Source organism: Pseudomonas syringae, assembly GCF_021606685.1.
Lineage (GTDB): Bacteria > Pseudomonadota > Gammaproteobacteria > Pseudomonadales > Pseudomonadaceae > Aquipseudomonas > Aquipseudomonas syringae_R.
Genome location: NZ_WKCB01000023.1, coordinates 37,229 through 60,207, shown reverse-complemented (window position 1 = coordinate 60,207; position 22,979 = coordinate 37,229). Strand labels below are relative to the sequence as shown.

The 22,979-nt window shown below is 59.2% G+C and carries 25 protein-coding genes and 1 tRNA gene; 12 read left to right on the top strand and 14 right to left on the bottom strand.

The features are described from left to right. Positions 1-82: 82 nt before the first annotated feature. The 9 genes from GIW02_RS11780 to GIW02_RS11740 all read left to right on the top strand — a co-directional run bounded on the left by GIW02_RS11780 (position 83) and on the right by GIW02_RS11740 (position 7,355). Positions 83-934 (top strand): STAS domain-containing protein, encoded by an 852-nt coding sequence (locus tag GIW02_RS11780; RefSeq protein WP_236416248.1) that lies wholly within the window; start codon positions 83-85, stop codon positions 932-934. Between the two features lie 2 nt (positions 935-936). Beyond that, positions 937-1,299 (top strand): STAS domain-containing protein, encoded by a 363-nt coding sequence (locus tag GIW02_RS11775; RefSeq protein WP_027604299.1) that lies wholly within the window; start codon positions 937-939, stop codon positions 1,297-1,299. After that, positions 1,296-1,700 (top strand): anti-sigma regulatory factor, encoded by a 405-nt coding sequence (locus GIW02_RS11770; protein ID WP_236416250.1) that lies wholly within the window; start codon positions 1,296-1,298, stop codon positions 1,698-1,700. Before GIW02_RS11775 ends, GIW02_RS11770 begins: the two co-directional genes overlap by 4 nt. After that, positions 1,691-2,698 (top strand): ATP-binding protein, encoded by a 1,008-nt coding sequence (locus GIW02_RS11765; RefSeq protein WP_236416252.1) that lies wholly within the window; start codon positions 1,691-1,693, stop codon positions 2,696-2,698. Before GIW02_RS11770 ends, GIW02_RS11765 begins: the two co-directional genes overlap by 10 nt. Then, entirely contained in the window at positions 2,691-3,554 is an 864-nt protein-coding gene (locus tag GIW02_RS11760; RefSeq protein ID WP_236416253.1) for an ATP-binding protein, read from the top strand. The genes GIW02_RS11765 and GIW02_RS11760 overlap by 8 nt, the downstream gene beginning before the upstream one ends. Beyond that, positions 3,544-5,478: a response regulator gene (locus GIW02_RS11755; RefSeq protein ID WP_236416256.1), complete on the top strand. Its 1,935-nt coding sequence runs from the start codon at positions 3,544-3,546 to the stop codon at positions 5,476-5,478. The genes GIW02_RS11760 and GIW02_RS11755 overlap by 11 nt, the downstream gene beginning before the upstream one ends. An 86-nt stretch (positions 5,479-5,564) precedes the next feature. Further along, complete coding sequence (locus GIW02_RS11750) at positions 5,565-6,449, top strand: hypothetical protein (protein WP_236416258.1); 885 nt, start codon at positions 5,565-5,567, stop codon at positions 6,447-6,449. A 228-nt stretch (positions 6,450-6,677) separates the two neighbouring features. Then, entirely contained in the window at positions 6,678-6,980 is a 303-nt protein-coding gene (locus GIW02_RS11745; RefSeq protein WP_236416261.1) for a type II toxin-antitoxin system HigB family toxin, read from the top strand. Positions 6,981-6,983: 3 nt separating this feature from the next. After that, positions 6,984-7,355, top strand: coding sequence for a transcriptional regulator (locus tag GIW02_RS11740; RefSeq protein WP_236416263.1), 372 nt, complete (start codon positions 6,984-6,986; stop codon positions 7,353-7,355). A gap of 14 nt (positions 7,356-7,369) precedes the next feature. Here GIW02_RS11740 and GIW02_RS11735 read toward each other — a convergent pair whose 3' ends face one another. The 9 genes from GIW02_RS11735 to dapA all read right to left on the bottom strand — a co-directional run bounded on the left by GIW02_RS11735 (position 7,370) and on the right by dapA (position 15,319). Continuing rightward, positions 7,370-8,995 (bottom strand): methyl-accepting chemotaxis protein, encoded by a 1,626-nt coding sequence (locus GIW02_RS11735; protein ID WP_236416266.1) that lies wholly within the window; start codon positions 8,993-8,995, stop codon positions 7,370-7,372. Between the two features lie 186 nt (positions 8,996-9,181). After that, positions 9,182-9,430, bottom strand: coding sequence for a hypothetical protein (locus GIW02_RS11730; protein ID WP_236416269.1), 249 nt, complete (start codon positions 9,428-9,430; stop codon positions 9,182-9,184). 587 nt (positions 9,431-10,017) lie between these two features. Next, positions 10,018-10,746 (bottom strand): DUF4225 domain-containing protein, encoded by a 729-nt coding sequence (locus tag GIW02_RS11725; RefSeq protein WP_236416271.1) that lies wholly within the window; start codon positions 10,744-10,746, stop codon positions 10,018-10,020. Next, positions 10,746-11,231 carry an Hcp family type VI secretion system effector gene (locus GIW02_RS11720; RefSeq protein WP_236416273.1) on the bottom strand — a complete coding sequence of 162 codons (486 nt, stop codon included), beginning with the start codon at positions 11,229-11,231 and terminating at the stop codon, positions 10,746-10,748. The genes GIW02_RS11725 and GIW02_RS11720 overlap by 1 nt, the downstream gene beginning before the upstream one ends. A 399-nt stretch (positions 11,232-11,630) precedes the next feature. Further along, positions 11,631-11,720: transfer RNA gene (locus GIW02_RS11715), tRNA-Ser, on the bottom strand. An 83-nt stretch (positions 11,721-11,803) separates the two neighbouring features. Next, positions 11,804-12,517, bottom strand: a complete 714-nt coding sequence (gene purC, locus GIW02_RS11710) for a phosphoribosylaminoimidazolesuccinocarboxamide synthase (protein WP_003172493.1) — start codon at positions 12,515-12,517, stop codon at positions 11,804-11,806. 27 nt (positions 12,518-12,544) lie between these two features. Beyond that, a complete protein-coding gene (locus tag GIW02_RS11705) occupies positions 12,545-13,303 on the bottom strand; it encodes an MBL fold metallo-hydrolase (RefSeq protein ID WP_236416276.1) in 759 nt (252 codons plus the stop codon). A 4-nt stretch (positions 13,304-13,307) separates the two neighbouring features. Then, a complete protein-coding gene (gene bamC, locus GIW02_RS11700; RefSeq protein ID WP_236416278.1) occupies positions 13,308-14,423 on the bottom strand; it encodes an outer membrane protein assembly factor BamC in 1,116 nt (371 codons plus the stop codon). Positions 14,424-14,440: 17 nt separating this feature from the next. Continuing rightward, complete coding sequence (gene dapA / locus GIW02_RS11695; RefSeq protein ID WP_122488021.1) at positions 14,441-15,319, bottom strand: 4-hydroxy-tetrahydrodipicolinate synthase; 879 nt, start codon at positions 15,317-15,319, stop codon at positions 14,441-14,443. A 273-nt stretch (positions 15,320-15,592) separates the two neighbouring features. Here dapA and GIW02_RS11690 point away from each other — a divergent pair, with 273 nt between their 5' ends. Together GIW02_RS11690 and GIW02_RS11685 are read left to right on the top strand one after the other, a co-directional pair. After that, on the top strand, positions 15,593-16,153 hold the full coding sequence (locus GIW02_RS11690; RefSeq protein ID WP_003172487.1) for a glycine cleavage system protein R: 561 nt from the start codon (positions 15,593-15,595) through the stop codon (positions 16,151-16,153). 10 nt (positions 16,154-16,163) lie between these two features. After that, positions 16,164-16,637, top strand: a complete 474-nt coding sequence (locus GIW02_RS11685) for a peroxiredoxin family protein (protein WP_236416284.1) — start codon at positions 16,164-16,166, stop codon at positions 16,635-16,637. A gap of 138 nt (positions 16,638-16,775) precedes the next feature. Here the strand turns inward: GIW02_RS11685 and GIW02_RS11680 are convergent, their stop codons facing one another. Together GIW02_RS11680 and GIW02_RS11675 are read right to left on the bottom strand one after the other, a co-directional pair. Then, on the bottom strand, positions 16,776-17,846 hold the full coding sequence (locus GIW02_RS11680; protein ID WP_236421872.1) for an AI-2E family transporter: 1,071 nt from the start codon (positions 17,844-17,846) through the stop codon (positions 16,776-16,778). Between the two features lie 31 nt (positions 17,847-17,877). Beyond that, a complete protein-coding gene (locus GIW02_RS11675) occupies positions 17,878-18,117 on the bottom strand; it encodes a sulfurtransferase TusA family protein (protein WP_010212198.1) in 240 nt (79 codons plus the stop codon). Positions 18,118-18,212: 95 nt separating this feature from the next. On the opposite strand from GIW02_RS11675, the gene GIW02_RS11670 reads away from it, so the two are divergent. After that, positions 18,213-19,646, top strand: coding sequence for a M48 family metalloprotease (locus GIW02_RS11670; RefSeq protein WP_236412441.1), 1,434 nt, complete (start codon positions 18,213-18,215; stop codon positions 19,644-19,646). Positions 19,647-19,725: 79 nt separating this feature from the next. On the opposite strand, the gene GIW02_RS11665 is transcribed toward GIW02_RS11670, so the two are convergent. The 3 genes from GIW02_RS11665 to GIW02_RS11655 all read right to left on the bottom strand — a co-directional run bounded on the left by GIW02_RS11665 (position 19,726) and on the right by GIW02_RS11655 (position 22,966). After that, on the bottom strand, positions 19,726-21,165 hold the full coding sequence (locus GIW02_RS11665) for a DegQ family serine endoprotease (RefSeq protein ID WP_236412428.1): 1,440 nt from the start codon (positions 21,163-21,165) through the stop codon (positions 19,726-19,728). A gap of 234 nt (positions 21,166-21,399) precedes the next feature. After that, positions 21,400-22,362: a MucB/RseB C-terminal domain-containing protein gene (locus GIW02_RS11660; protein WP_236412425.1), complete on the bottom strand. Its 963-nt coding sequence runs from the start codon at positions 22,360-22,362 to the stop codon at positions 21,400-21,402. 16 nt (positions 22,363-22,378) lie between these two features. After that, a complete protein-coding gene (locus tag GIW02_RS11655; RefSeq protein WP_003172479.1) occupies positions 22,379-22,966 on the bottom strand; it encodes a sigma-E factor negative regulatory protein in 588 nt (195 codons plus the stop codon). Between the last annotated feature and the right edge of the window lie 13 nt (positions 22,967-22,979).

The following is a 22,979-nucleotide window of genomic DNA, read 5'->3' as shown; positions in this document are numbered from 1 at the left end:
GAAAAGCGCCGAAACAATTCAAAACCGTTAGATTTAGTATAAATTGCCAGTCATTCATCCAAGACATTCAAGGAAGTTACCTGTGGCTACTCTGCACGCTCATACCATCCAGGCACTGCATACCCATCGCCCTTCCCTGTTGACTGAATGGGTGGCCAGCCTTGAAGCTTCCGGGGCTACACGCAACCTCAAGGCCGAAGACGCCAGGCAGCAGGCCGGCGACTTCCTCAACCTGCTGATCGCCGCATTGCAGCAAGGCGGCTCCCAGCAGGTCGGCCAGGAAGTCTGGGCCGAGACCCGGGTGTTTCTGGAAAAACTCTCCCACAGCCGCGCGCTGATCGGTCAGGACTCGCAGCAGACCGCCAGCTTTATCTTCGCCCTCAAGGGGCCGCTGTTCGCCTTGCTGCAGCGTGAATACGCCGAACAACCGACGCAACTGGCCGAACAGCTGTGGGAAATCTCCGAGCTGCTGGATGCACTGGGCATGCACACCATCCGTACCTTCCAGAAATCCCGTGAGTCGGTGATCAAGCGCCAGCAGGAAGAACTGCTGGAACTGTCCACCCCCGTGGTCAAGCTGTGGGACGGCGTGCTGGCGCTGCCGATGATCGGCACCCTGGATTCGCAACGCACCCAGGTGGTCATGGAATCGCTGCTGCAGCGCATCGTCGACACCGGCTCGGAAATCGCCATCATCGACATCACCGGCGTGCCGACCGTCGACACCCTGGTGGCCCAGCACCTGCTGAAAACTGTGACCGCGATCCGCCTGATGGGGGCCGACTGCATCATCAGCGGCGTGCGCCCGCAAATCGCCCAGACCATCGTGCACCTGGGGCTCGACCTGCAAGGCGTGGTGACCAAGGCCAACCTGGCGGACGCCCTGGCGCTGGCCCTCAAACGCCTGGGCGTCAGCGTCAGCAAGGCTGTTTAAGCATGGAACGCATCCCTATTTTGCAGATGGGCGAATTCCTGCTGGTGACCATCCAGGTCGACATGCATGACCAACTCGCGCTGACCTTGCAGGACGACCTGTCCGAACGCATCAGCCGCACCTCGGCGCGCGGTGTATTGATCGATATCTCGGCACTGGACATGGTCGACTCGTTTATCGGCCGCATGATCGGCACCATTTCCGGCCTGTCGCGCATCATGGATGCGCAGACCGTGCTGGTGGGCATGCAACCGGCGGTGGCCATTACCCTGGTGGAACTGGGCATGACCCTGCCTGGCGTAGCGACCGCGCTGAACGTGGAGCGCGGCATGAAACTGCTGCGTGACCGGGTAGACCACTCATGACCCAGGCCAGCAGTGGCACTCACCCAGTGCTCATCGAACAGGACGTGGTGCTGGCCCGACAATTGGTGCGCAAGCTGGCCCAGGACTGCGGCATGCGCCTGATCGACCTGACCAAGCTGGTAACCGCCGTCAGTGAGCTGGCGCGCAACACCGTGGTGTACGGCGGCGGTGGCTATATGGATTGGGCGGTGGTCGAGAAAGACCACCGACCCGGCCTGCGCCTGACCTTTCGCGATGAAGGGCCGGGCATCCCCGACCTCAAGTTGGCGATGACCGACGGCTGGACCTCCGGCGGTGGCCTGGGCCTGGGCCTGACCGGCGCCAAACGCCTGGTGAACGAATTTGAACTGGACACCGCACCCGGCCAGGGCACCCGCGTGACGATCACCCGATGGACGTGAATATTCCCAGCGCCCTGACCCAGGTGCTGTTGATCGAAGATGTGAGCCAGGTCGGCCATGCCCGGCGCACCGCGCAACAGCTGGCCGAGCAATTGGGTTTTGATGAAACCGACGCCGGGCGTGTGGCGCTGGTGGCCACCGAGCTTGCCAGCAATATCCTCAAGCACGCCGCCCATGGCGAACTGCACCTGCGCGCCAGCGGCAACCAGGGTGTAGAGATGATTGCCGTGGACCGTGGCCAGGGTTTTGATCTGGACAGTTGCCTGGTGGACGGCTTTTCCACCGGTGGCACCCAGGGCATCGGCATGGGCGCCATTTCACGCGTGGCCCAAGTGTTCGATGTGTACGCCGACCCGCGCGGCACCGCGATGCTGGCCAGGCTGTACCCGCGCGCCTCGAGTGCCAAAGACATCCGCTATGGCGTCAGCCAGCACTCGCTGCACCACGACCCGGCCTGCGGCGATGCCTGGCACCTGGCGATCGCGCCCGGGCGTTTCGCCGTGATGATGGCCGATGGACTGGGCCACGGCAGCGACGCCGAACGGGCCGCGCGCGCCGGTGAAGAGGTGTTCGCCCAGAACGCGTTCCTGGAAGCCACTGTATTGTTCAACGATATGCACATCGGCATGACCGGCAGCCGCGGCGGCGCGATGGCCGTGGCTCAATACGACGCCACCGCCGACAGCCTGCGCTTCACCGGGGTGGGCAATATCGGCGCCAGCCTGATCGGCCCCGGCAAGTCGCGCGGGCTGGCCTCCCACCCAGGCATCGTCGGCGTGCAGTTTCGCAAGGCGCAGCCGTTCGACTACGCTGAGGTCAGCGGCCAGTTGCTGATCCTCTACAGCGACGGCCTGCAGTCACGCTGGAACCTGGCCGACTACCCTGGGCTTTCCCACCGCCACCCCGCCCTGATCGCCGCCATCCTGCACCGTGATTTCTGTCGCGGCCGGGATGACGTCACCGTGTTCGTGATTGTCCTGGAGGCCATCGATGGCTGAAACCACTGCTGCCCTCGAAGAGCAGGTGCAACGGCTGCAACAAGAAGCCGAAGCGCTGCGCGCCGAATTGGACGAGACCAACCAGGGCGTCTTGGCGCTGTATGCCGAGCTGGATATGCAGGCCGACCAACTGCGCCAGGCGTCGGACCTGAAAAGCCGCTTCCTGTCGTACATGAGCCATGAGTTCCGCACGCCTCTGGGCTCGATCCTGAGCATCACCAGCTTGCTCGACGACGAACTGGACGGCCCGTTGAGCCCAGAGCAACACACCCAGGTGGGGTTTATCCGCAGCTCGGCGCGTGAACTGCGCGAAATGGTCGACGACTTGCTGGACCTGGCCAAGATCGAGGCCGGGCGCATCACCATCTCACCGGCCTGGTTCGACATGTTCGACCTGTTCTCGGCGCTGCGCGGGATGTTCCGGCCGATCGTCGATGCGTCGTCGGTGGACCTGATCTTCGAAGAGCCCGTCGGCTTGCCCAAGCTTTACACCGATGACAAGAAGCTGGCGCAGATCCTGCGCAACTTCATCTCCAACGCCCTGAAATTCACCGTGCAAGGTGAAGTGCGGGTGTCGGCGCACAGGGTCGGCGAGCAGCAAATCCGCTTTGCCGTGCACGACACCGGCCTGGGCATCCCCGCCGAACTGCACAACAACCTGTTTGAAGACTTTTCCCAGATCGACTCACCGCTGCAAAAACGCCTGCGCGGTACCGGCCTGGGGCTGTCGTTGTGCAAACGCTTTGCCGAGCTGCTCGGCGGCCAGGTCGGGGTGGAAAGTACCCCGGGCGTGGGCTCGATGTTCTTTGTGATCATTCCTCTTTCAATTACCGGCGGGTCCGTTGATGAATCGTGACATCCAACTGCTGATCGTCGACGACAACGCCGCCACCCGCTATGCCCTGCGTCGACGCCTGGAGAGTCATGACTACCACGTGCTCGAAGCCGGCACCGGGCAGGACGGGCTGGACCTGATCGCGAGTGAAAAAATCGATGGGCTGATCCTCGACGTCAACCTGCCGGACATGAGTGGCTTCGACATCGTGCGCGTGTTGCGCGCCGACCCGATCACCGCCCTGCTGCCCGTAGTGCATGTGTCGGCGGCCTCGATCGAGACCGGCGACATCATCACCGGCCTGGACGCCGGCGCCGATGCCTACCTGATCCACCCGGTCGACCCGGATGTGCTGCTGGCGACCCTGCGGACCTTGCTGCGGGTGCGCGATACCGAATATGCGCTGCGTGAGAGCGAGGCGCGCTTTCGCGAGATTTTCTTCAATATCAGCGCGCCGATTGCGGTGATGGACGCACAGCTCAAGGTCCATGAATGCAATCACGCCTTCGCCCAGCTGATTCACGACAACCTCAACCCTGATGCCCTGCTCGAGTGCTTCGCCGCCGATCAACTCACCGTCATCCAGGAGCTGTGCCAGCGCCTGGCGGCAGGCGAGCGCTGGAAGGGCACGCTGCAGATGAAGGTCGACGGCCAACTGCGCGAGACCGAGTGGCAGATTTCACCCTATCGCCGCGCTGATCTGAGCCTGGTGTTTGTCGAGGACGTCACCGAGCACCGCCACCGCGAGCGTCACCAGCAGGCCGAACTGGCCAACGCGACAACCCAGCTGGCGCGTACCGAGGCGCAGTTGTTGCAGGCGCAGAAAATGGACGCTCTGGGCAAGCTGACCGGTGGCATCGCCCATGATTTCAACAACCTGCTGACCGGGATCATCACCAGCCTGGAGCTGATCAAAAAGCGCATCGAAACCCAGCGCACCGACAAGGTCATGGCCTACGCCGATGCGGCACTCAGCTCGGCCCTGAGCGCCGCCGGCCTGACCAACCGCCTGCTGGCCTTTGCCCGCCAGCAGCCGCTGGACACCCGGCCGATCGATATCAACGCGCATATCCGCTCCCTGGAAGAACTGCTGGTACGCACCATTGGCGAACACATCGCGCTGAAGCTGGAACTGACCAACAACGCCGCCGTGGCAATGGTCGATCCGATCCAGCTGGAAAGCGCGGTACTCAACCTGGTGATCAACGCCCGCGACGCGCTGCCCAAGGGCGGCAATATCTGGGTGACCACTTACCCGGCCTACTCCAACGGCAACCTGAAACTGGAAAACGGCGCCTACATTGCCTTGTCGGTGCGCGATAACGGTGTGGGCATCGAACACAGTGTCATCGATAAAGTCTTCGATCCCTTCTTCACCACCAAACCCGTGGGCCAGGGCACCGGGCTGGGCCTGTCGAGCATCTACGGGTTCGCCCGCCAGTCGGGTGGCGACGCGCTGATCCGCAGCGTGACCCGCCAAGGCACGGAAGTGACCATCATGTTGCCCGCCGCCAGCGGCCCCGCCAGCACCACGACCAAGCCATTGGCGGCACCCGGCCATAGCTGCGGCGAGCACGTGCTGATCGTGGAAGACATGCCCTCGGTGCGCAGCTTCGTCGCCGAGGTACTGATCGACGCCGGCTACCGCTGCAGCCTGGCCGCCGATGGCGACGAAGCGATCGTCAGCCTGCGCAGCGACCCCAGCATCGACCTGCTGCTCACCGATGTCGGCTTGCCCTATATGACCGGGCGCGAACTGGCGGACATCGCGCGTGAAATGCATCCCACACTGCCGATCCTGTTCATGACCGGCTACGCCGAGAATGCGGCGAATCGCCAGAGCTTCCTGGGTGAAGGCATGGACCTGATTTCCAAACCGTTCCATATCGACGAGTTGCTGGAGAAGATTCGGCGTGGGCTGGAGGGGACGGCGAGCGCCGGTTAAAGGGGACATCCGGCAATTGCGGGGTGATGTTCAACGGCATGCTTGGTAACGTGTTCGGCCTTTCGATCCGCTACTGGCGTCAAGCAATGATCCGACCCTTCAAAATTGCGTCCTGGACACTCGGCCTGCTGTTCACCGCAACCCTGGGCTTTTTTGCCTGGCAGAGTTTCTATCCGGTGCACGCTGCCGGCCAATGGCAGTACCAAGTGCTGCATGAGGACGTGCCCAAGGCCGCTTCGCTGATGCCCATGGACGATGGCTCGCTGATGGTCAGCCAGGAACTCGACAAGGGCAAGGGCAGCATCGTGCGCATCCACCCCAACGGCACCCGCGAAGTGGTGGTGGGCAACCTGTCCAAGCCCGACGGCATGCTGGCCACCCGGGGCGGCTGGGTATTCAGCCAGGAAGCCCTCGACTCCCCCGTCAGCTTCCTCAAGGACGGCACCGTCACCGAACTGTTCAAAGGCGAAAACGTGCAAGGCCTGTGGGACGACGGTGACGACCTCTACGCCCTGGAAGACCGCCGGGACGACGGGCGGGTCCTGCGTTATCGCTGGAGCGACCAGAGCCTGAGCGTGGTACGCGCAGGGCTCGACGAGGGCGAGTCAATCATCCGCTGCAGCGATGGGCGCATGCTCTACACCAAAAAAAGAGAAGGCATGGTGCGTGAACTGACCGAGGACGGCAGCGACCCCATGGTGGTCGGCGGGCTGAACCAGCCGACCTTCCTGATGTGCGATGCGCGTGGCTTGTGGATCAACGAAGACGCCACCCATCGTGCGCGTTTGTTGCTGATCGACAAGCAAGGGCGCCAACAGACGATTTTGTCGTTCTTGAAGGCGCCCCAGTCGATTGTGCCGACGGCTCGCGGGACTTACCTGGTGGCGGAAGGCGGGCGTGATCGGGTGCTGGAATTAACGCCGCCGGTAGTGCGTTCTGCGGTGGAGGACGAAGGCTCTAAAGAGCACTAATCGCTGCCAGGTCCAACACATTAAGTCATAAATATCAGAAGGTTATTTACGACATCAAGCAGCGCGGTGCCAATGAACAGCAATACTGAGCGTTCGCAAGTATCACGCTCTCAGTAGGTCTGACATGGAAAAAACAGTCATCGCTGCAACGCTGGTCTCCTGCCTCAGGGACTGCAAAATCACTGACACCCGCTTGCATAAGTCCCACTGCGGGACTAGGCTCTTTTCATGAGAATAGTCGCGATCAGTCAACTCAAAACTTTTTGGCAAAAGTACCCAGACTCAAAGCAATCGTTTTTGGCCTGGGTAGACGAGGCAAAAAATGCCGATTGGTCAACGCCAGCTGATATCAAGGAGCAGTTCCGACATGCCAGCGTTCTCAAGAGCCGGAGAGTCGTCTTCAACATAAAAGGTAACGACTACCGGCTGGTGGTCGCCGTGGCCTATCGCTACAGGGCTCTCTCTATCAAATTCGTCGGCACGCATAAGCAGTACGACGCGATTGACGCCGAAACCGTTGAAACGGAGTAACCCATGAAGATCCGACCTATTCACACGGAGCAGGACTACAAGGACGCACTGAAGTCTATTTCCCCGCTGTTTGATAGCGAACCAGAGCCCGGCACGCCAGAAGGTGATTACTTTGATGTGATGATCACCCTGATCGAAGCCTACGAGTTAAAGCATTTTCCGGTCGATCTGCCCAGCCCGGTCGACGCCATCCGTTTCCGAATGGAGCAGTCCGGGCTGTCGGCCGCCGATCTGGTCCCCGCCATTGGCCGCCAGAATCGGGTTTATGAAGTGCTCAATGGAAAACGAGCGCTCACGTTGCCGATGATCTGGAAGCTGCATGAGATGTTCGGAATACCCGCAGAGAGCCTGATCAAACCGCTAAAACACAGCTGATAGCCCGCGCCGCACTACAGCTGAAAGCGTGCGACCGCCTCGTTCAGCGAGACCGCCAATTGAGCTAGCTCACGGCTTGAGCCATTGATCTGCCCCGCGCCGGACGACGATTGGGCCGACAGGTCGCGAATATTGACGATATTGCGGTCCACTTCCTTCGCGACTTGAGCCTGCTCTTCGGCAGCACTGGCGATGACCAGGTTGCGTTGGTGGATCTGGTCGATGGAGTCGGTGATCTGGCTCAATGCCCCACCCGCGCCCTCAGCCAGGGCCAAGGTGTCGGTGGCACGCTGGGTACTCGATTGCATCGAGGTCAGCGCCTGGGTGGAGCCGGTGCGCATCGCGGTCACCATCTGGTCAATCTCAAGGGTCGATTGCTGGGTGCGATGCGCCAGCGCACGCACTTCGTCAGCCACCACCGCAAAGCCACGCCCGGACTCACCGGCCCGCGCCGCCTCGATGGCGGCGTTAAGGGCCAGCAGGTTGGTCTGCTCGGCGATGGAGCGAATCACATCAAGCACCTTGCCGATGTCCCGCGATTGCTCGGCGAGGTTCTGCACCAGGGTCGAGGTTTCGCCGATGTTGGTGCTCAGGGCTTGAATCGCGCTGACCGTTTCGCCCACGCGGTGCTGCCCCTCACGCGCCGTTTCGTTGGACAGGCGTGTGGACTCGGAGGTGGACACGGCATTGCGCGCCACTTCGTCCGCTGCCGAGGTCATCTCGTTGACCGCGGTGGCCGCCTGCTCGATTTCAGCGGTCTGTTTTTGCAGGCTGCGACTGCTTTGATCGGTGATGCCGTTCAGGTCGGTGGCCGATGACGCCATCTGCCCCGCCGACTGGCGGATCAGTTGCAAAGTCCCGCGCAGGTTGGCCTGCATGGTCTTGAGTGCCACCAGCAGGCGGGTCACTTCGTCGTCGCCGCTCACGTCCACCGTTTGGGTCAGGTCACCCTCAGCTACGTTTTCCGCAGCCCGCACCGCGTGGCTCAATGGGCCAACGATGCTGCGCGTGAGCAACCAGGCCAGCAACACCGTACTCAACCCCGCGACGATCACAAAACCGAACACCATCGTGCGCGAACGGCTGTACTGCGACTCGGCCGTCTCGCCCTGCTGGTTGATCTGGGCGTTGTAGTAATCGGCCAGCGCATTGAGCTGGGCACCGGAGCCGTCCACCACGGTTTTCATGTCCACCAGCAACAGCTTGTTAAGCTCGGCGCCCTGCTGCTTGTCGGCGAGCACAAATGACTGGGCCAGCCCCTGCTGGTACTGACGCAGTGAAACCTGGAACTGGTCGTAGAGCGTGCGTACTTGGGGGGTGTCGATCACCGCATCGAGGTCGGCCAGGCGTTTGGTCAAGTCCTGGCTGCGGGTGTCCATCTGGCTACGGTATTGCGGAATGCTCGTGTGGTTCGGGTCCAACGCCATACGCAACGAGATCGTACGAATGCGCAACATGATTTCACGAATGTCCGCCACCAGCCGCATCTTGGGCACCAGGCCACTTTCCACCTGCACCGCGCTCGCACGAATACTGGCCATATTCGACAGCGCGAAAAACCCCAACAGGGCCACGAGCAAAGCAATCAGGGCAAAACCCAAACCCGCACGGCGGGCGATGGACAGGCTGCGAAGGGACATTTCGGGGGGACTCTCTTATAAGAAATATGATGTCGTATAAGAGTTTCGGCCTGCGGGGACAGGACTTTAACGGCACTCAACAAAAGTGCTACACCAGATTTCTACACCCCACTACCCGCAAACAAAAAACCCGTAGCGCGTTCCGCTACGGGGCTTTTTACGCAATGGCGCAGCGCACTCTCAATTTCAGCGTGCTTTATTGGCTTGGGACAGCACCGAGGCCGCCAGGGACTTCGTGTCCTCGCTATATTTACCGCTCTGCAGCGCCTTGCCGGCCTTCTCTTCCATTTCTGCACTGGTTTGCTTGTCGGTACCCGTCTGCGCCAAGGCTGACGCGGCGAGGCTTTTGGCGATGACTGAGGCGTTTGGATTATTGAGGGTTTCTGCGGCCAGGGTGGCCATTTTGTCGGAGGTTTTTTTGGTGTTATTGCTCATGGTGCATTTCCTTTGCAGTTTTGAAGATGACAACGCCGTAAGTGGTGTCGTCGCAACCGAAAGATAATGAGTTGAAGCGCGAGGTACAACGCGTAACTCGTAGGCAATGTTTTGCAAATCTGTAGGAAAAGCGCGAGTGTTTTGTAGGGAGCTAGACGCCAACGACGACGAGAGTTGGGGGATGATCGGTCACACGATATTTCTACTAAATGGAAAGTGCGAACGCATCACCGGTTTTTAATCGAGTCTGTCGGAGTCGGTCGCCAGCCAGCAGCTACTTTCGTGGCAACTATCGCTTGTACGGAGTTTTGCTAGGAATATAAGCCGCCTGTAATAGGACACTGACGAATGCGATCCAGCGCACCCAATAATTGTGCACAAGAAAATCCAAGGGTTGTGTGAAAAACAAAATAGACCCGTTTTTAGACACGCCGTATTGCAACGTCCCCCATAGCAGAAGTCCTGCAAGCGACATCAAAAACCATATTGCTTTGAAATGCTCACTGGAAAAGTACCTAATCAAGGCACGCCAAAACAAGAAACCCAACACAGAAATAACCAAATATATAACGGTGACTAAAAGCTTTTCACCGCCCATCTTCAGCAGTCTCCTTATACATGGAACCCATCGTAAACCCATCAGCGGCCATATCTACCGCAAAGGCCTGTTTAGTAGTATTGATATACGCTCGCTGATAATCACTTCGAACATAACGAAACAGGCGCCAAGAATCAGGCTTCAACACCAATCGGCCCAAACCGTACGCCGACATCAACAAATCTGCGCCTCCGTACGCCATATTCCCCTCAAACTCATCGCCGCCGATCACCTTGGCGACCTCGTGATACCCCTTGCGAACTGGACCTTGAGTATCCGTACGGTCCTCCCATAGATTACGCCCAGCTTCATAAGTGTTATTGGCACCGTGCGCCATCAACGGCGCGCCTGCCACCAGACAAAGCGTGCCGACCGAGCCATAACAAATGCCGGCCCCTGCCGCGAACTGCAGCACACCGGCAACCACTCCGACACCTTTTTGGGCGATTTCCAGCGACTGTCCCAGAAGACTTTTTTGTTCGTCCTCCAGATCTCGAAGACCCTGCTCCGGTGACTTTCTACCCTGCTCCACATCGTGAACGATGCTTCTCGCGTAGTACGCCACTTCACGATTGAATTGCAGCCGCAGCACGCCCTCTTTGATATGTCGTGCGCTGACGGTACAAGCCTGGCTAGCCAGAATACTCCCAGCGCGGCTGACTTGCCAAAAGTCGCAGCCGCTCGGTTCGCTGCCACCGTGCCTATCCCTGTATGGCATCACTCGTTATCCCCCCAAGAGCTGTATCCCGTTGTGCCAGCCAAGTGGTGAGCCCAAGTGATGGTTCGATAACGAATGGCTACATGCTCCTGAGGTTCTGCGTCATTTTGTAAAATGACATGCGGCATATCCAGAGTCAGGTCAGCAATAACACCACCCTCGATTGAGATCGAATAAAATTTCTCCTGCTGCCCAAAGGACGACACGCGGTAAAAGCTGATCGTGCATTCAATCTCTTCTTGACTTGAAAGTGCTTGAGCAAGCAAAGGTGATGACTTATCAACATTTTTCGTGAGCACAATTGGCCGATGTGTTGGCTTATTTATATTCCCGAGGTTTGCCATGTTATGGCTATAGGAAAGCACCATAATTTCGTCGAGGTGCCCTGTCTGACACTTATTGCCTATGGATGCTTGGCTTGAACAGCCTGCTGAAATCAATCCTTGAACCTTACCGGCAATCGACATATATCCAGTGTTCGCCATGGGTGCCTTTCCTTGTATCAAACAATCGGCTGAGCAGGCTATTACAACGCCCCAAAGCGAAGTTGTAGGACGTGTCTGTTTTTCAAGGAAATCTGAAACGCGACATTTCAGAAAGTCAGCGCCGCCATGCCTCGCCGCAACTGTGTCTCGCCAGCTTCAGCGTCCCTATTTGAGGGCCGAGAATCACGGCGGCTACAACATTGCTTGAGTTAGCAGTGGCGAGAGAAAGCAACGCAACAAGGCCCGGTAGCGGGGATCGCATCACCAAATTCTTATGAGTGATAGAAAGGCTGCCAAGCAAACCGGAGAGTTGCCCTAAATCTGCCCTAAACCAAACCCCAACAACGAAAAAGCCCCTGAAATGTTTAACCATTTCAGGGGCTTAGTCGTATTCAATAATGGCGGAGAGATAGGGATTCGAACCCTAGGTACCGGTGAAGGTACAACGGATTTCGAATCCGTCCCATTCGGCCACTCTGGCATCTCTCCAACGGCGCGCATCATAACAGCGTGAATCAGGAAAGCAAAGCGCCGAAGCGATTTTTTTCCGTGCTATCAGATGCTTGCGTCGATTAAAGCGGTACGCCGAGACGATTGGCGACTTCTTCGTAGGCTTCGATGACGTCACCGAGGCCCTGGCGGAAGCGGTCTTTGTCCATCTTCTTCTTGGTGTCCTTGTCCCACAGGCGGCAGCCGTCCGGGCTGAATTCGTCGCCCAAGACGATGGAGCCGTCGTGGAACACGCCGAATTCGAGTTTGAAGTCCACCAGCAGCAGGCCGGCGTCGTCGAACAGCTTGCTCAGCACGTCGTTGACCTTGAGGGACAACTCCTTCATGCGCGCCAGTTGCTCAGCGGTGCCCCAACCGAACGCCACGACGTGGGATTCGTTGATGAACGGGTCGCCCTTGGCGTCGTCCTTGAGGAACAGCTCGAAGGTGTAAGGGTTGAGCTTGAGGCCCTCCTCCACGCCCAGGCGCTTGACCAGGCTGCCGGCGGCGTAGTTACGCACGACGCACTCGACCGGGATCATGTCGAGCTTCTTGACCAGGCACTCGTTGTCGCCCAACAGTTTGTCGAATTGGGTCGGGATACCGGCTTCTTCGAGTTTCTGCATGATGAAGGCGTTGAACTTGTTGTTCACCATGCCTTTGCGATCAAGTTGTTCGATGCGCTTGCCGTCGAACGCCGAGGTGTCGTTGCGAAACAGCAGGATCAGGCGGTTGGCGTCGTCGGTCTTGTAAACCGACTTGGCTTTGCCGCGGTAGAGTTCTTCACGTTTTTCCATGATGGGCTCCGCTTGCTAAATGGTGGGCTAGGCGATGTGTCGCCAGTCGAGCCCTGAATCTTGATCGGCCAGTTGCAGCCAGTCCGGGTCGCACCCGAGGGTGTCGACAAAACATTGCCGGGCCAGCTGCGGCAGGTTGTTCTTGCTGCTCAGGTGGGCCAGGACCAGGTGTTGCAGGTCTTGCCAGCCCAACTCATACACCAGGTATGCCGCCTGGTGGTTGTTCAAATGTCCAAATTGCCCGCCGACCCGCTGCTTGAGAAAGGCCGGGTAATGACCGCGAGCCAACAGATCCCTGCAGTGGTTGGACTCGATCATCAAGGCATCGAGGTCCCGGTAACCGTCCAGCACCTTGGCGCAGTAGGAGCCCAGGTCGGTGAGCACGCCAAAACGCCGCTCCCCATCACTGAATACATACTGCGTCGGCTCCTGAGCGTCGTGCGCCACGGCAATCACATCGATGCTCAGGGCACCGATTTGCAGCTGCTCGCCACCGGCCAGGAAACCTGCGGGTTCAATGGGTTTGCGCATCCCGCGCAAGGTACCGCGACTGAGGTACACCGGAAGATTGTAGCGCCGAGACAGCAAACCCACGCCATGCACGTGGTCGGCATGTTCGTGGGTTACCAGAATCGCGCTCAGCTGCGCGGGGTGAACCCCCAGGCGCAGCAGGCGCCGCTCGGTTTCCCGCAACGAGAAACCACAATCCACCAGCACGTACGTGTCGTCGTGGGCGACCAGCGTACCGTTCCCTTGGCTACCGCTGCCGAGAACGGCAAACCGCACCGGATCAGCCCAGGTTGTCTTGAATCACGCCCAACACTTTGCGCGCTGTTTCAGCGGGCGCAACGGTATTGATGTTCTTCTCGACGGTGACTTGCACGTTTTCGCCAACCTTGCTCAAACGAACCTGATAACGCTCGGCGCGGGTCTCGATTTCTTCCTTGGTCGGCTGGCTGCCGAACAATTTGCCGAAGAAACCTGGCTCGTCGTCTTTGCGCTCGGCCTTTTCAGCCACGTTGATGTAGTAGAGGCCCAGGCTGCGGTTGATGTCCTCAACGCGCCAAGGGCCTTGTTCCAGGGCGCGACCAACGCTGGCCCAGGCACGGTCCAGGTCTTCACCCAGGTTCAGCACCACGTTGCCACTGCCGTCCTCGGTGAGGCTGACGCGGCTCGGGGTGTCGTAATCACGTGCGGCGAGCAGGGAAACCGAACCGCCCTTCTCGGAGATGCGGCTCATGCTGGCCAGCATCTCGTCGACCAGTGCCGAGTCGACGCCGGTGTTGACAGAGCGGTTGGTGAAGTCGACGTTGGCGGTGCTGCCGGCAGGACGCTCGGCGCTGACCACGTAGACTTCACTGGTATTACGCTGCACGCCTGGCTCGATGCGCACACGCACACGGGCTTCGCTGTCAGCGGCTACGCCGCCAGCCTGCAGACGCTTGGCCATGGTGGCGGACAGCTCGCTGCCCTGCTGCCATGCGGTGGTGAATTCACCGGTCTGTGGGCGCTGCTCGTCAATGCGAAAACCGTTGTCCTGGAAGAACTGCACCGCCACCGGCCAGACTTCAGCAGGTGGGCGCTGAGCCATGATCCAGCGCGAATCACCGCTCTTCTGCAGGCTGTAATCGCTGGCGTCCGCCACGGCCGAGATCGGCTGTGGACGTGGCACCACGTACTCACCCTTGGTGGTGTCGTCGGCGACGTTGCGTGGAATCGGCAGCAAAGGGTCAAGGCGCTTGGCGACGTTGACACCCGGCGGCAATTCCATCGGTTTGGTAGGTTGTGCTTCCAGGTAATCGCTGCCGCGGTCACGGAAGTAGCCTTCCGGGCCCCAGATCCAACCGCAGCCACTGGTGCTGGAGATAATCAAGGCAAGTGCGGAAAGTCCGGCCAATCGCTTCATGCGTAGTGCTTCCTCAATTAAACCAGGACGCCGGACTGGCGCAGGGCCTGTCGCAGCGGTTCGTGACAGGCTTCGCTGAGGCGGGTGAGCGGCAGACGGATACCGTCCGGCATCAGGCCCATCTCAAACAGCGCCCATTTCACGGGGATAGGGTTGGATTCGATAAACAGTGTCTTGTTGAGCGGCATCAGCTTTTCGTGGATAGCGCGGGCGGTCACGGCGTCACCGGCGATGGCGGCGGCGCACATGTCGCTCATGGCACGCGGGGCCACGTTGGCGGTCACCGAAATGTTGCCCTTGCCGCCCAGCAGGATCAGCTCGACTGCGGTGGCGTCGTCACCGGAATACAGCAGAAAGTCACTGCTCACGCCGGCCAGGATGTCCTTGGCGCGCTGCAGGTCGCCGGTCGCTTCCTTGATGCCGATGATGTTCGGCACAGTGGACAGGCGGATCACCGTCGCGGCCTGCATGTCGCAAGCGGTACGGCCGGGTACGTTGTAGAGGATCTGCGGGATATCAACGGCTTCGGCAATGGTGCGGAAGTGCTGGTACAGGCCTTCCTGGGTCGGTTTGTTGTAGTACGGGGTCACCAGCAGGCACGCATCGGCGCCAGCCTTCTTGGCGTTTTTGGTCAATTCGATCGCTTCACGCGTCGAGTTGGCGCCCGTACCGGCGATCACGGCAATACGACCCGCGACGCGCTTGACCACGAACTCGATCACCTGAATGTGTTCTTCCACATCGAGGGTGGCCGATTCACCCGTGGTGCCGACCGCCACAATGGCGTTGGTGCCTTCTTGCAGGTGGAAGTCCACCAGTTTGCCCAGGCTGTCCCAGTCGAGATGACCTTGTGCATCCATGGGTGTGACCAGTGCCACCATACTGCCCGCAATCATGCAACCGCTCCTGCCGGAAAAAGAGAGCCGTAATGGTACTGGCGCCAAGATGCTTGTACAAGCGAAGTACCGCCTGACGATGCGTTCTGGATCAACTAAACGACGGGCAATGCCATCATTGGGACAAACCGCAGGTGGGAGCAGGGTAAATTTCGGCCGTTCACACAATGAAAACGCCACCTCCTATCCCTTGGCGGCGCTTTTCGCTACCCTTCATCCTTTGATCGATACAGGCCTCACCGTATCGACCGCTCATCGTTTTAGGAAGGCTGCATGTCCACCCCCACAGTTCGCGAACAATTCCTTGTTATCAGTGCCCTCGGCGCCAACCCCATGGAGCTGACTAACGTCCTGTGCCGCGCCAGCCATGAAAACCGCTGCGCCGTCGTAACCTCCCGCCTGACCCGCCACGGCGAGTGCAGTGCACTGGTGCTACAGATCTCCGGTACGTGGGACGCCCTGGCCCGTCTGGAAACCGGCCTGCCAGGCCTGGCCAAGAAGCACGATTTCACCGTCAATGTGGTGCGCAGCGCCGCCCTGGAGAATCGCCCCCAGGCCCTGCCTTATGTAGCCTATGTCAGCTCGGCCTATCGCTCGGACATCGTCAACGAGCTGTGCCAGTTCTTTATCGACCACAACGTCGAACTGGAGAACCTGACCTGCGACACCTACCAGGCTCCGCAAACCGGCGGCACCATGCTCAATGCCACATTCACCGTGACCTTGCCGGCCGGCGTGCAGATCAGTTGGCTGCGCGACCAGTTCCTGGACTTTGCCGATGCCCTGAACCTCGACGCGCTGATCGAGCCATGGCGCCCACAGAACCCAATGTAAGGAAGTTTTCATGGCGGTCGTCATTGACAAACCCGTAGCCGATTTCGAAGCACAGGCCACCAGCGGCCAGACCTTCAGCCTCGCTGCCCTCAAGGGCAAACAGGTGGTGATCTACTTCTATCCCAAGGACAGCACGCCTGGCTGCACCACTGAAGGCCAGGGCTTTCGTGACCAGCACGCGGCATTCAACGCCGCCAATACCGTGGTGTTTGGCGTGTCGCGGGACAGCGTGAAGTCCCACGAGAACTTCAAGGCCAAGCAGGAATTCCCCTTCGAGCTGATCAGCGACAAGGACGAAGCGGTTTGCCACCTGTTTGATGTGATCAAGTTGAAGAAGCTGTACGGCAAGGAATACCTGGGCGTGGATCGCAGCACTTTCCTCATCGATAGCCAAGGTGTGCTGCGTCAGGAATGGCGCGGTGTGAAAGTGCCGGGGCATGTGGAGGCTGTTCTGGCAGCCGCTCAGGCGCTGAACAAGGGCTGAATTCGCCCTGAAGCGAGCGTGTAGTGGGCTTGTCGTGGCGCGCGAGCTTGCTCGCGCTGGGCTGCGCAGCGGCCCCAAAAAAGAGGGAGCGCTTCGCATTCCAACGGGAGCAAGCTCCCTCGCCACCTGTAACTGCCGCTACAACAACGGCGCCACCACCGGCTCTTGGCGTGGCCACGCATCCAGCACCGCCTTGAACAGCGTCGCCAGGGGAATCGCAAAGAACACCCCCCAGAATCCCCACAGCCCGCCAAACAACAACACCGCGCAGATAATCGCCACCGGGTGCAGGTTGACCGCCTCCGAAAACAGCAACGGCACCAGCACGTTGCCATCCAGGGTCTGGATGATCCCGTACACCGCCATCAGGTAGATGAACTGGTCGCTCCAGCCCCATTGGAACAACGCGATCAACGTCACCGGCACGGTCACCACCACAGCGCCGACATACGGCACCACCACCGAAATGCCCACCAACAACGCCAACAAGGCCGCGTAGTTGAGATCCAGGGCGATAAAGGCGATGTAGGTCACACCCCCACAGATAATGATCTCGATGACCTTGCCACGGATGTAGTTGGCGATCTGGCGGTTCATCTCTTCGGCCACCCGAGTGATCAGCGCTCGCTCACGCGGCAGGTAGCCACGCACCCAGCGGCCGATCATGGCGCGGTCCTTGAGGAAGAAAAACACCAGGATCGGCACCAGCACCAAATAGATCATGATGTTGACCAACAGCGGCAGGCTGGACAGGGAAAAGGTCAGCGCCCATTGCCCGAACTTGCCGATCTCGCCGCGCGCCGCGTCGATGGCCTGTAGTACTTGCTCATCCGATACCAGATGCGGGTACCGCTCCGGCAACAGCAGCAACAACGATTGCCACTTGGCCAGCATGCCCGGCAACTCGTTGAACAAGGTGATGAGTTGGTGCCACAGCAACGGCAACACCACTACGATAAACACCACGAGCACGCCCATGAACAGGGCAAACACCAGCCCCACCGCCACTCCACCCGGCAGACGTAACCGCTCAAGCGTGGTGACCAGGCCCTGCATCAAGTAGGCCAGCACCATCCCTGCGAGCACCGGCGCCAGCATGCCACCCAAGGTAAGTACGGCCGTAAAAGCCAGAAACAGCAGAACCGCCAACACCACGGCTTCTTCATCGGAGAAATAGCGCTGAATCCAGTCTCGTAACACTTTGAACATCAATCAACCTCGGGCGGTAGGGGCGAACGGTTCAGGCCTTGCGCAACCAGTAACGGTACACACCGGCAGCGTCTTCTTCATGCAACAGGGTATGGCCTGCCAGCTTGGCAAAGGTCCGGAAATCACGCTGGGAGCCCGCATCAGTGGCGATGACCTTGAGTACCGCGCCACTGGCCAGTCGATTGAGTTCCAACTTGGCCTTGAGTAAAGGCAACGGGCAATTGAGGCCGCTGGCATCGAGTTCGGCATCAAAGGCTACAGCGTCGGTCATGGTTTTACTCCGGTGACGTGTTCGGGCTGCTTAGAATATCTGGTCCCAAGCTCAGTGTCCGGCTACAGTAAGCTCTTTGTCGAAAGGCTCTGTGCATGACTTTTTTGCGCCCTACCCTGCTGACGCTGGCTTGCCTGCTGGCCTCCCCGGGCTTCGCCGACGACCTGCCGTCACTTGGCGACGCCAGTTCTGCCATTGTCTCGCCACAACAGGAATACCAGTTGGGCCGTGCATGGCTGGCCTACCTGCGCGGCCAGGTTTCGCAGCTCAATGACCCGCAACTCAAGGATTATGTCGAAACCAGCGTGTACAAGCTGGTAGAGACCAGCCAGGTCAACGACCGGCGCCTGGAGTTCATCCTGATCAACAGCCCACAATTGAACGCCTTTGCCGCGCCCGGTGGGATTGTCGGGGTCAACGGCGGGCTGTTCCTCAATGCCCAGACCGAAGGCGAATACGCTTCGGTGCTGGCGCACGAATTGGCTCACCTGTCCCAACGCCACTTCGCCCGAGGCGTTGAAGCGCAGCAACGCATGCAACTGCCGATGATGGCCGCTTTGCTTGGCGGCATTATTGCCGCCGCTGCCGGCGCAGGTGATGCCGGTATTGCCGCCATCGCCGGCACCCAGGCCGCGGCGATCCAGGAACAGCGACGCTTCTCCCGCCAGAATGAACAAGAAGCTGACCGCATCGGCATCCTCAACCTGGAAAAAGCCGGATACGATCCGCGCTCGATGCCGACCATGTTCGAGCGCCTGATGCGTCAGTACCGGTTCGACGCCAAGCCGCCGGAATTTCTGCTGACGCACCCGGTCACCGAGTCGCGAATCGCCGACACCCGCAACCGCGCCGAGCAAGCTAAACCCGGCGGCAAAGAAGACAGCCTGCGCTATCAGCTGATCCGCGCCCGGGTGCAATTGCAATACGAAGACACCCCGGGACTCGCCGCCAAGCGTTTCCAGGCACAACTGGACGAGAACCCGAAAAACGATGTGGCGCGCTATGGCCTGGCCATCGCCCAGATAAAAGGCTCTCTGTTCAAACAGGCACGCGACAACCTACAGCCGTTGCTGGCCAAAGCGCCTAACGACATCACTTACAACCTGGCGCAGATTCAACTGGACATCGACAACAACCACCTGCCAGATGCCCAACAACGCACTGACAGGATGCTGACCCAATACCCCGGCAACTATCCGTTGAATCAAGTGCGGGTGGACCTGCTGCTCAAGCAGAACCGCACCGCCGACGCGGAAAAAGCCCTGGACAGCTTGCTCAAGTCTCGTCCGGACGATCCTGACGTTTGGTACCAAGTTGCCGAAACCCGCGGCCTCTCGGGCAACATCATTGGCCTGCATCAGGCTCGCGCCGAATACTTTGCGTTGGTGGGCGACTTCCAACAGGCCATCCAGCAACTGGATTTTGCCAAGCGCCGCGCCGGTAGCAACTTCCCACTGTCGTCACGCATCGACGCGCGCCAGCGTGAGTTGATCGAACAGGAACGTTTGGTCAAAGGGATGATGAGCTAAACCCATCGCCCACAAAAAAGCCCCGCCTTCGTCAAACGAAAGCGGGGCTTTTCTTTTTATTGCAAAACGAACCGGCGAATTACTCGGCTAGCTTGAACGTGATGAAGCTGGCACGCCCTTGACGCAGCACACGCATCGACACCGAACGATTCTTAGGCAGCGCCTTGGCGATGTCAGTGAACTGCTTGGTGGAGTCAATCGCCTGATTGTTCAGGTGCGTAATCACATCACCTGGCTGCAGGCCGATCAACGATGCTGGACCGTCCTGCACTTCCTTGATCACGACACCGCTCTTGAGGTCGAAGCTCTTCTTCTGCTCATCAGTCAGCTCAGCGACGGCAATGCCCAGGCGGTTGCTGCTGCGCTCTGCACCTGGCTTGGCGTTACCCAAGGCATCCAGCGTCGCCCCCTCTTCGGGAATAGCCCCGACAGTCAGCTCAACGTTCTGGCGCTTGCCTTCACGGATAACTTCAAGCTTGGCTTTGCTGCCCGCCTTGAGCGCACCCACCAAATGCGGAAGGTCGGCCGACATAATGATCGGCTGGCCGTTCATGCTCAGAATTACGTCGCCCACTTGCAAGCCGCCTTTGGCAGCTGGACCGTCGTCCTGGATCTGCGCAACCAGAGCACCGGCCGGCTTGTCGAGGCCGAACGATTCAGCCAGGTCCTTGTTCACTTCCTGGATCACGACGCCCAACCAACCACGGCTGACCTTGCCACCGCTTTTCAGCTGGTTGGAAACATCCATGGCTACATCGATCGGAATCGCAAAAGACACGCCCATAAAACCACCGGAACGGGTGTAGATCTGCGAGTTGATCCCCACTACTTCACCGGCCAGGTTGAACAGCGGGCCGCCAGAGTTACCCGGGTTGATCGGCACGTCAGTCTGGATGAATGGCACATAGTTTTCATTGGGCAGGCTGCGGCCAATGGCGCTGACAATACCCTGGGTCACGGTGTGGTCAAAACCAAACGGCGAACCGATGGCCACAACCCACTGCCCGGCTTTAAGGTCCTGGGATTTACCCAGCTTGAGCACGGGCAGGTCCTTGCCTTCGATCTTGAGCAAAGCCACATCGGAACGTGGGTCAGTGCCCACCAATTTGGCTTTCAGCTCGCTGCGATCAGCCAGGCGCACGAGAATTTCGTCGGCGTCGGCAATCACGTGATTGTTGGTCAGAATGTAGCCGTCCGGCGAGATGATAAAGCCCGACCCCAGGGACTGCGCTTCACGCTGACCACCGCCACCACCGCGGGGTGCGCGCTGCTGCGGCATGCCGCGCTCGAAGAATTCGCGCAGCATCGGCGGCAGGCCTTCCAGATCCGGCATCTGCTGATTGGAGACTTTGCGATCCGGCAGCTTCTGCGTGGTACTGATGTTCACCACGGCAGGCGAGGCCTGCTCGACCAATTGGGTGAAGTCAGGCAACTCGGCTGCTTGCGCAGGCAAGGCCTGACCCAGCACCAACACCGTGGCGACTATGGATAGGTAGGACTTCAAACGTGGTATCGACATACAGCTCCCGTTACGACGAGCAGGGTTGAGCGACAGGGTTCAAGAAACGCCGAAAACTGCGACCGACATCTTTGTTCCGCGAACAAGACAAGGCCAGAGCCGACAAGCCCTGACCTATAAAAAACATGAGAGATTTTTGCAAGTGAAAATGCTGATCCAGACATTTCATGCTCTCGGCAGCCAACCTGGCATGGATGTACAGTGAAAGGGCAGGATGAACATAGGATTAACAGCTCACGGCTTGGCAGCCGGCTTTTTTTCACCGCGTACTGACAGCGCGATACGCTCGGCGGTGCCGATAGGGATTTCACCTACCACCGTGACCATCATTTCACCGTCCACCGTGTTGAGGCGACGCGACACGGCCACTGTCGGGCCCAATTGGGTGCGGGTTTCAGTGACACTGACATCACTGATCGGCTCAAGGAATACCGAGAAACGCGCCAACCCGTCTTCGTACATCAGGCTGTCTACGGTTGCTTTGGTCTGAGTATCTTTGCGAGAGCTGCTGTTAGTCAGCTGAAAACCCGGCGGCAACCAATCCATATGCCAGGTCTCGGTAGAAGCCACCTCTGGCGTATTGCTATTGGCTACCGCGATGGGCGTACAGTCGCTGCTGGGCTGCACATTGCGATCATCTGGGAGAGCCGAAGTGTCCAACCGCGTGAACTGGAAACGCTCCAGCAACTGCCCTTGCTCATTGAGCAGCAGGGACTTGAGAGGCAGCGCGGTTTCACGATCCAGGTGCAGTTCAAAACCGTAACGGTATTGGTCACGCGGCGTGATCGAAATGATCACTGCATTACGACCGGCCACGCGAGATTTGCCGATGATGGCCAGTTCGTAAAATTGATTGAGTTTTTGCGGATCCAGCGCACGCGAAGGGGCATCACGTGAATTGCCAAGGCCTGCCACCAGCGTACCGCTGACGCACTGAGTGCGCCCATCCAACCGCACGACTTCCTGGGCAGATCCATCGAGCTGTAAAAGCCGCTCACGGACTTGACCATTCTGGACACGATGCCAGATGTCATGGGTAGAAAAACTGCCGTTACGCTCGTAGACAAACGTACCTTGAAAGCTTTGCTGCTGCTCTGCACGCCCAAGTCGAGTCAGCCAGTCTTGGGCTTCATCGGCATGGGCGGGAAATACAAACCAACCACTGAGCAAAAGCGTAAGGAGCGGTATGGCGCGCATAGGGCTCCTTAACGGTTTAGCGGTTTTCCAGGCTTGCTGCGCGAGCGTATGGCAGAGCGCTTTCAGTGCCTTTCAAGGCCGATTCCTGTGCGTGTTGGCGCAGGTAGCCTGGAAGACGCTGATCTTGCCAGCCCGATTGCCCTTGCAACACACCGTTGGCCATAGGGCCGGTGGTGTCAGAGCTTTCCTTGTAGCCGGCCAATACCGCTGGGCCTTTGACTTGCGGACCCGCCATTACCGGTTGCTGGGTCTGCTGGGCCAATTCGGCACCGGCGATTTCGTCCTGGTTATACAGGCGAACACCAGCCAATACCGCAACAGTTACCGAGGCAGCCACTGCCAGGCGACCCAGGCTACGCCATGGACCACGTGCAGCTTTTGCCGGAACGGCTTCATCGGCCAGCGCAGCAGAAACAGCCGCAGCAATATCCAGACGAGGGATTAGAAGATCCTTGTGCATCACCGCCCGAGCGACTTGGTAACGAGACCAGGTGTCACGGGTTTCGGCATCATCAAATGCATTGAGCACTCGACGAAGTTCCAGTTCATCCGCTTCGTTATCCATCACTGCGGACAGCGATTCCTGCAGGGCATCACGACTCATGGCGGTTCCTCTC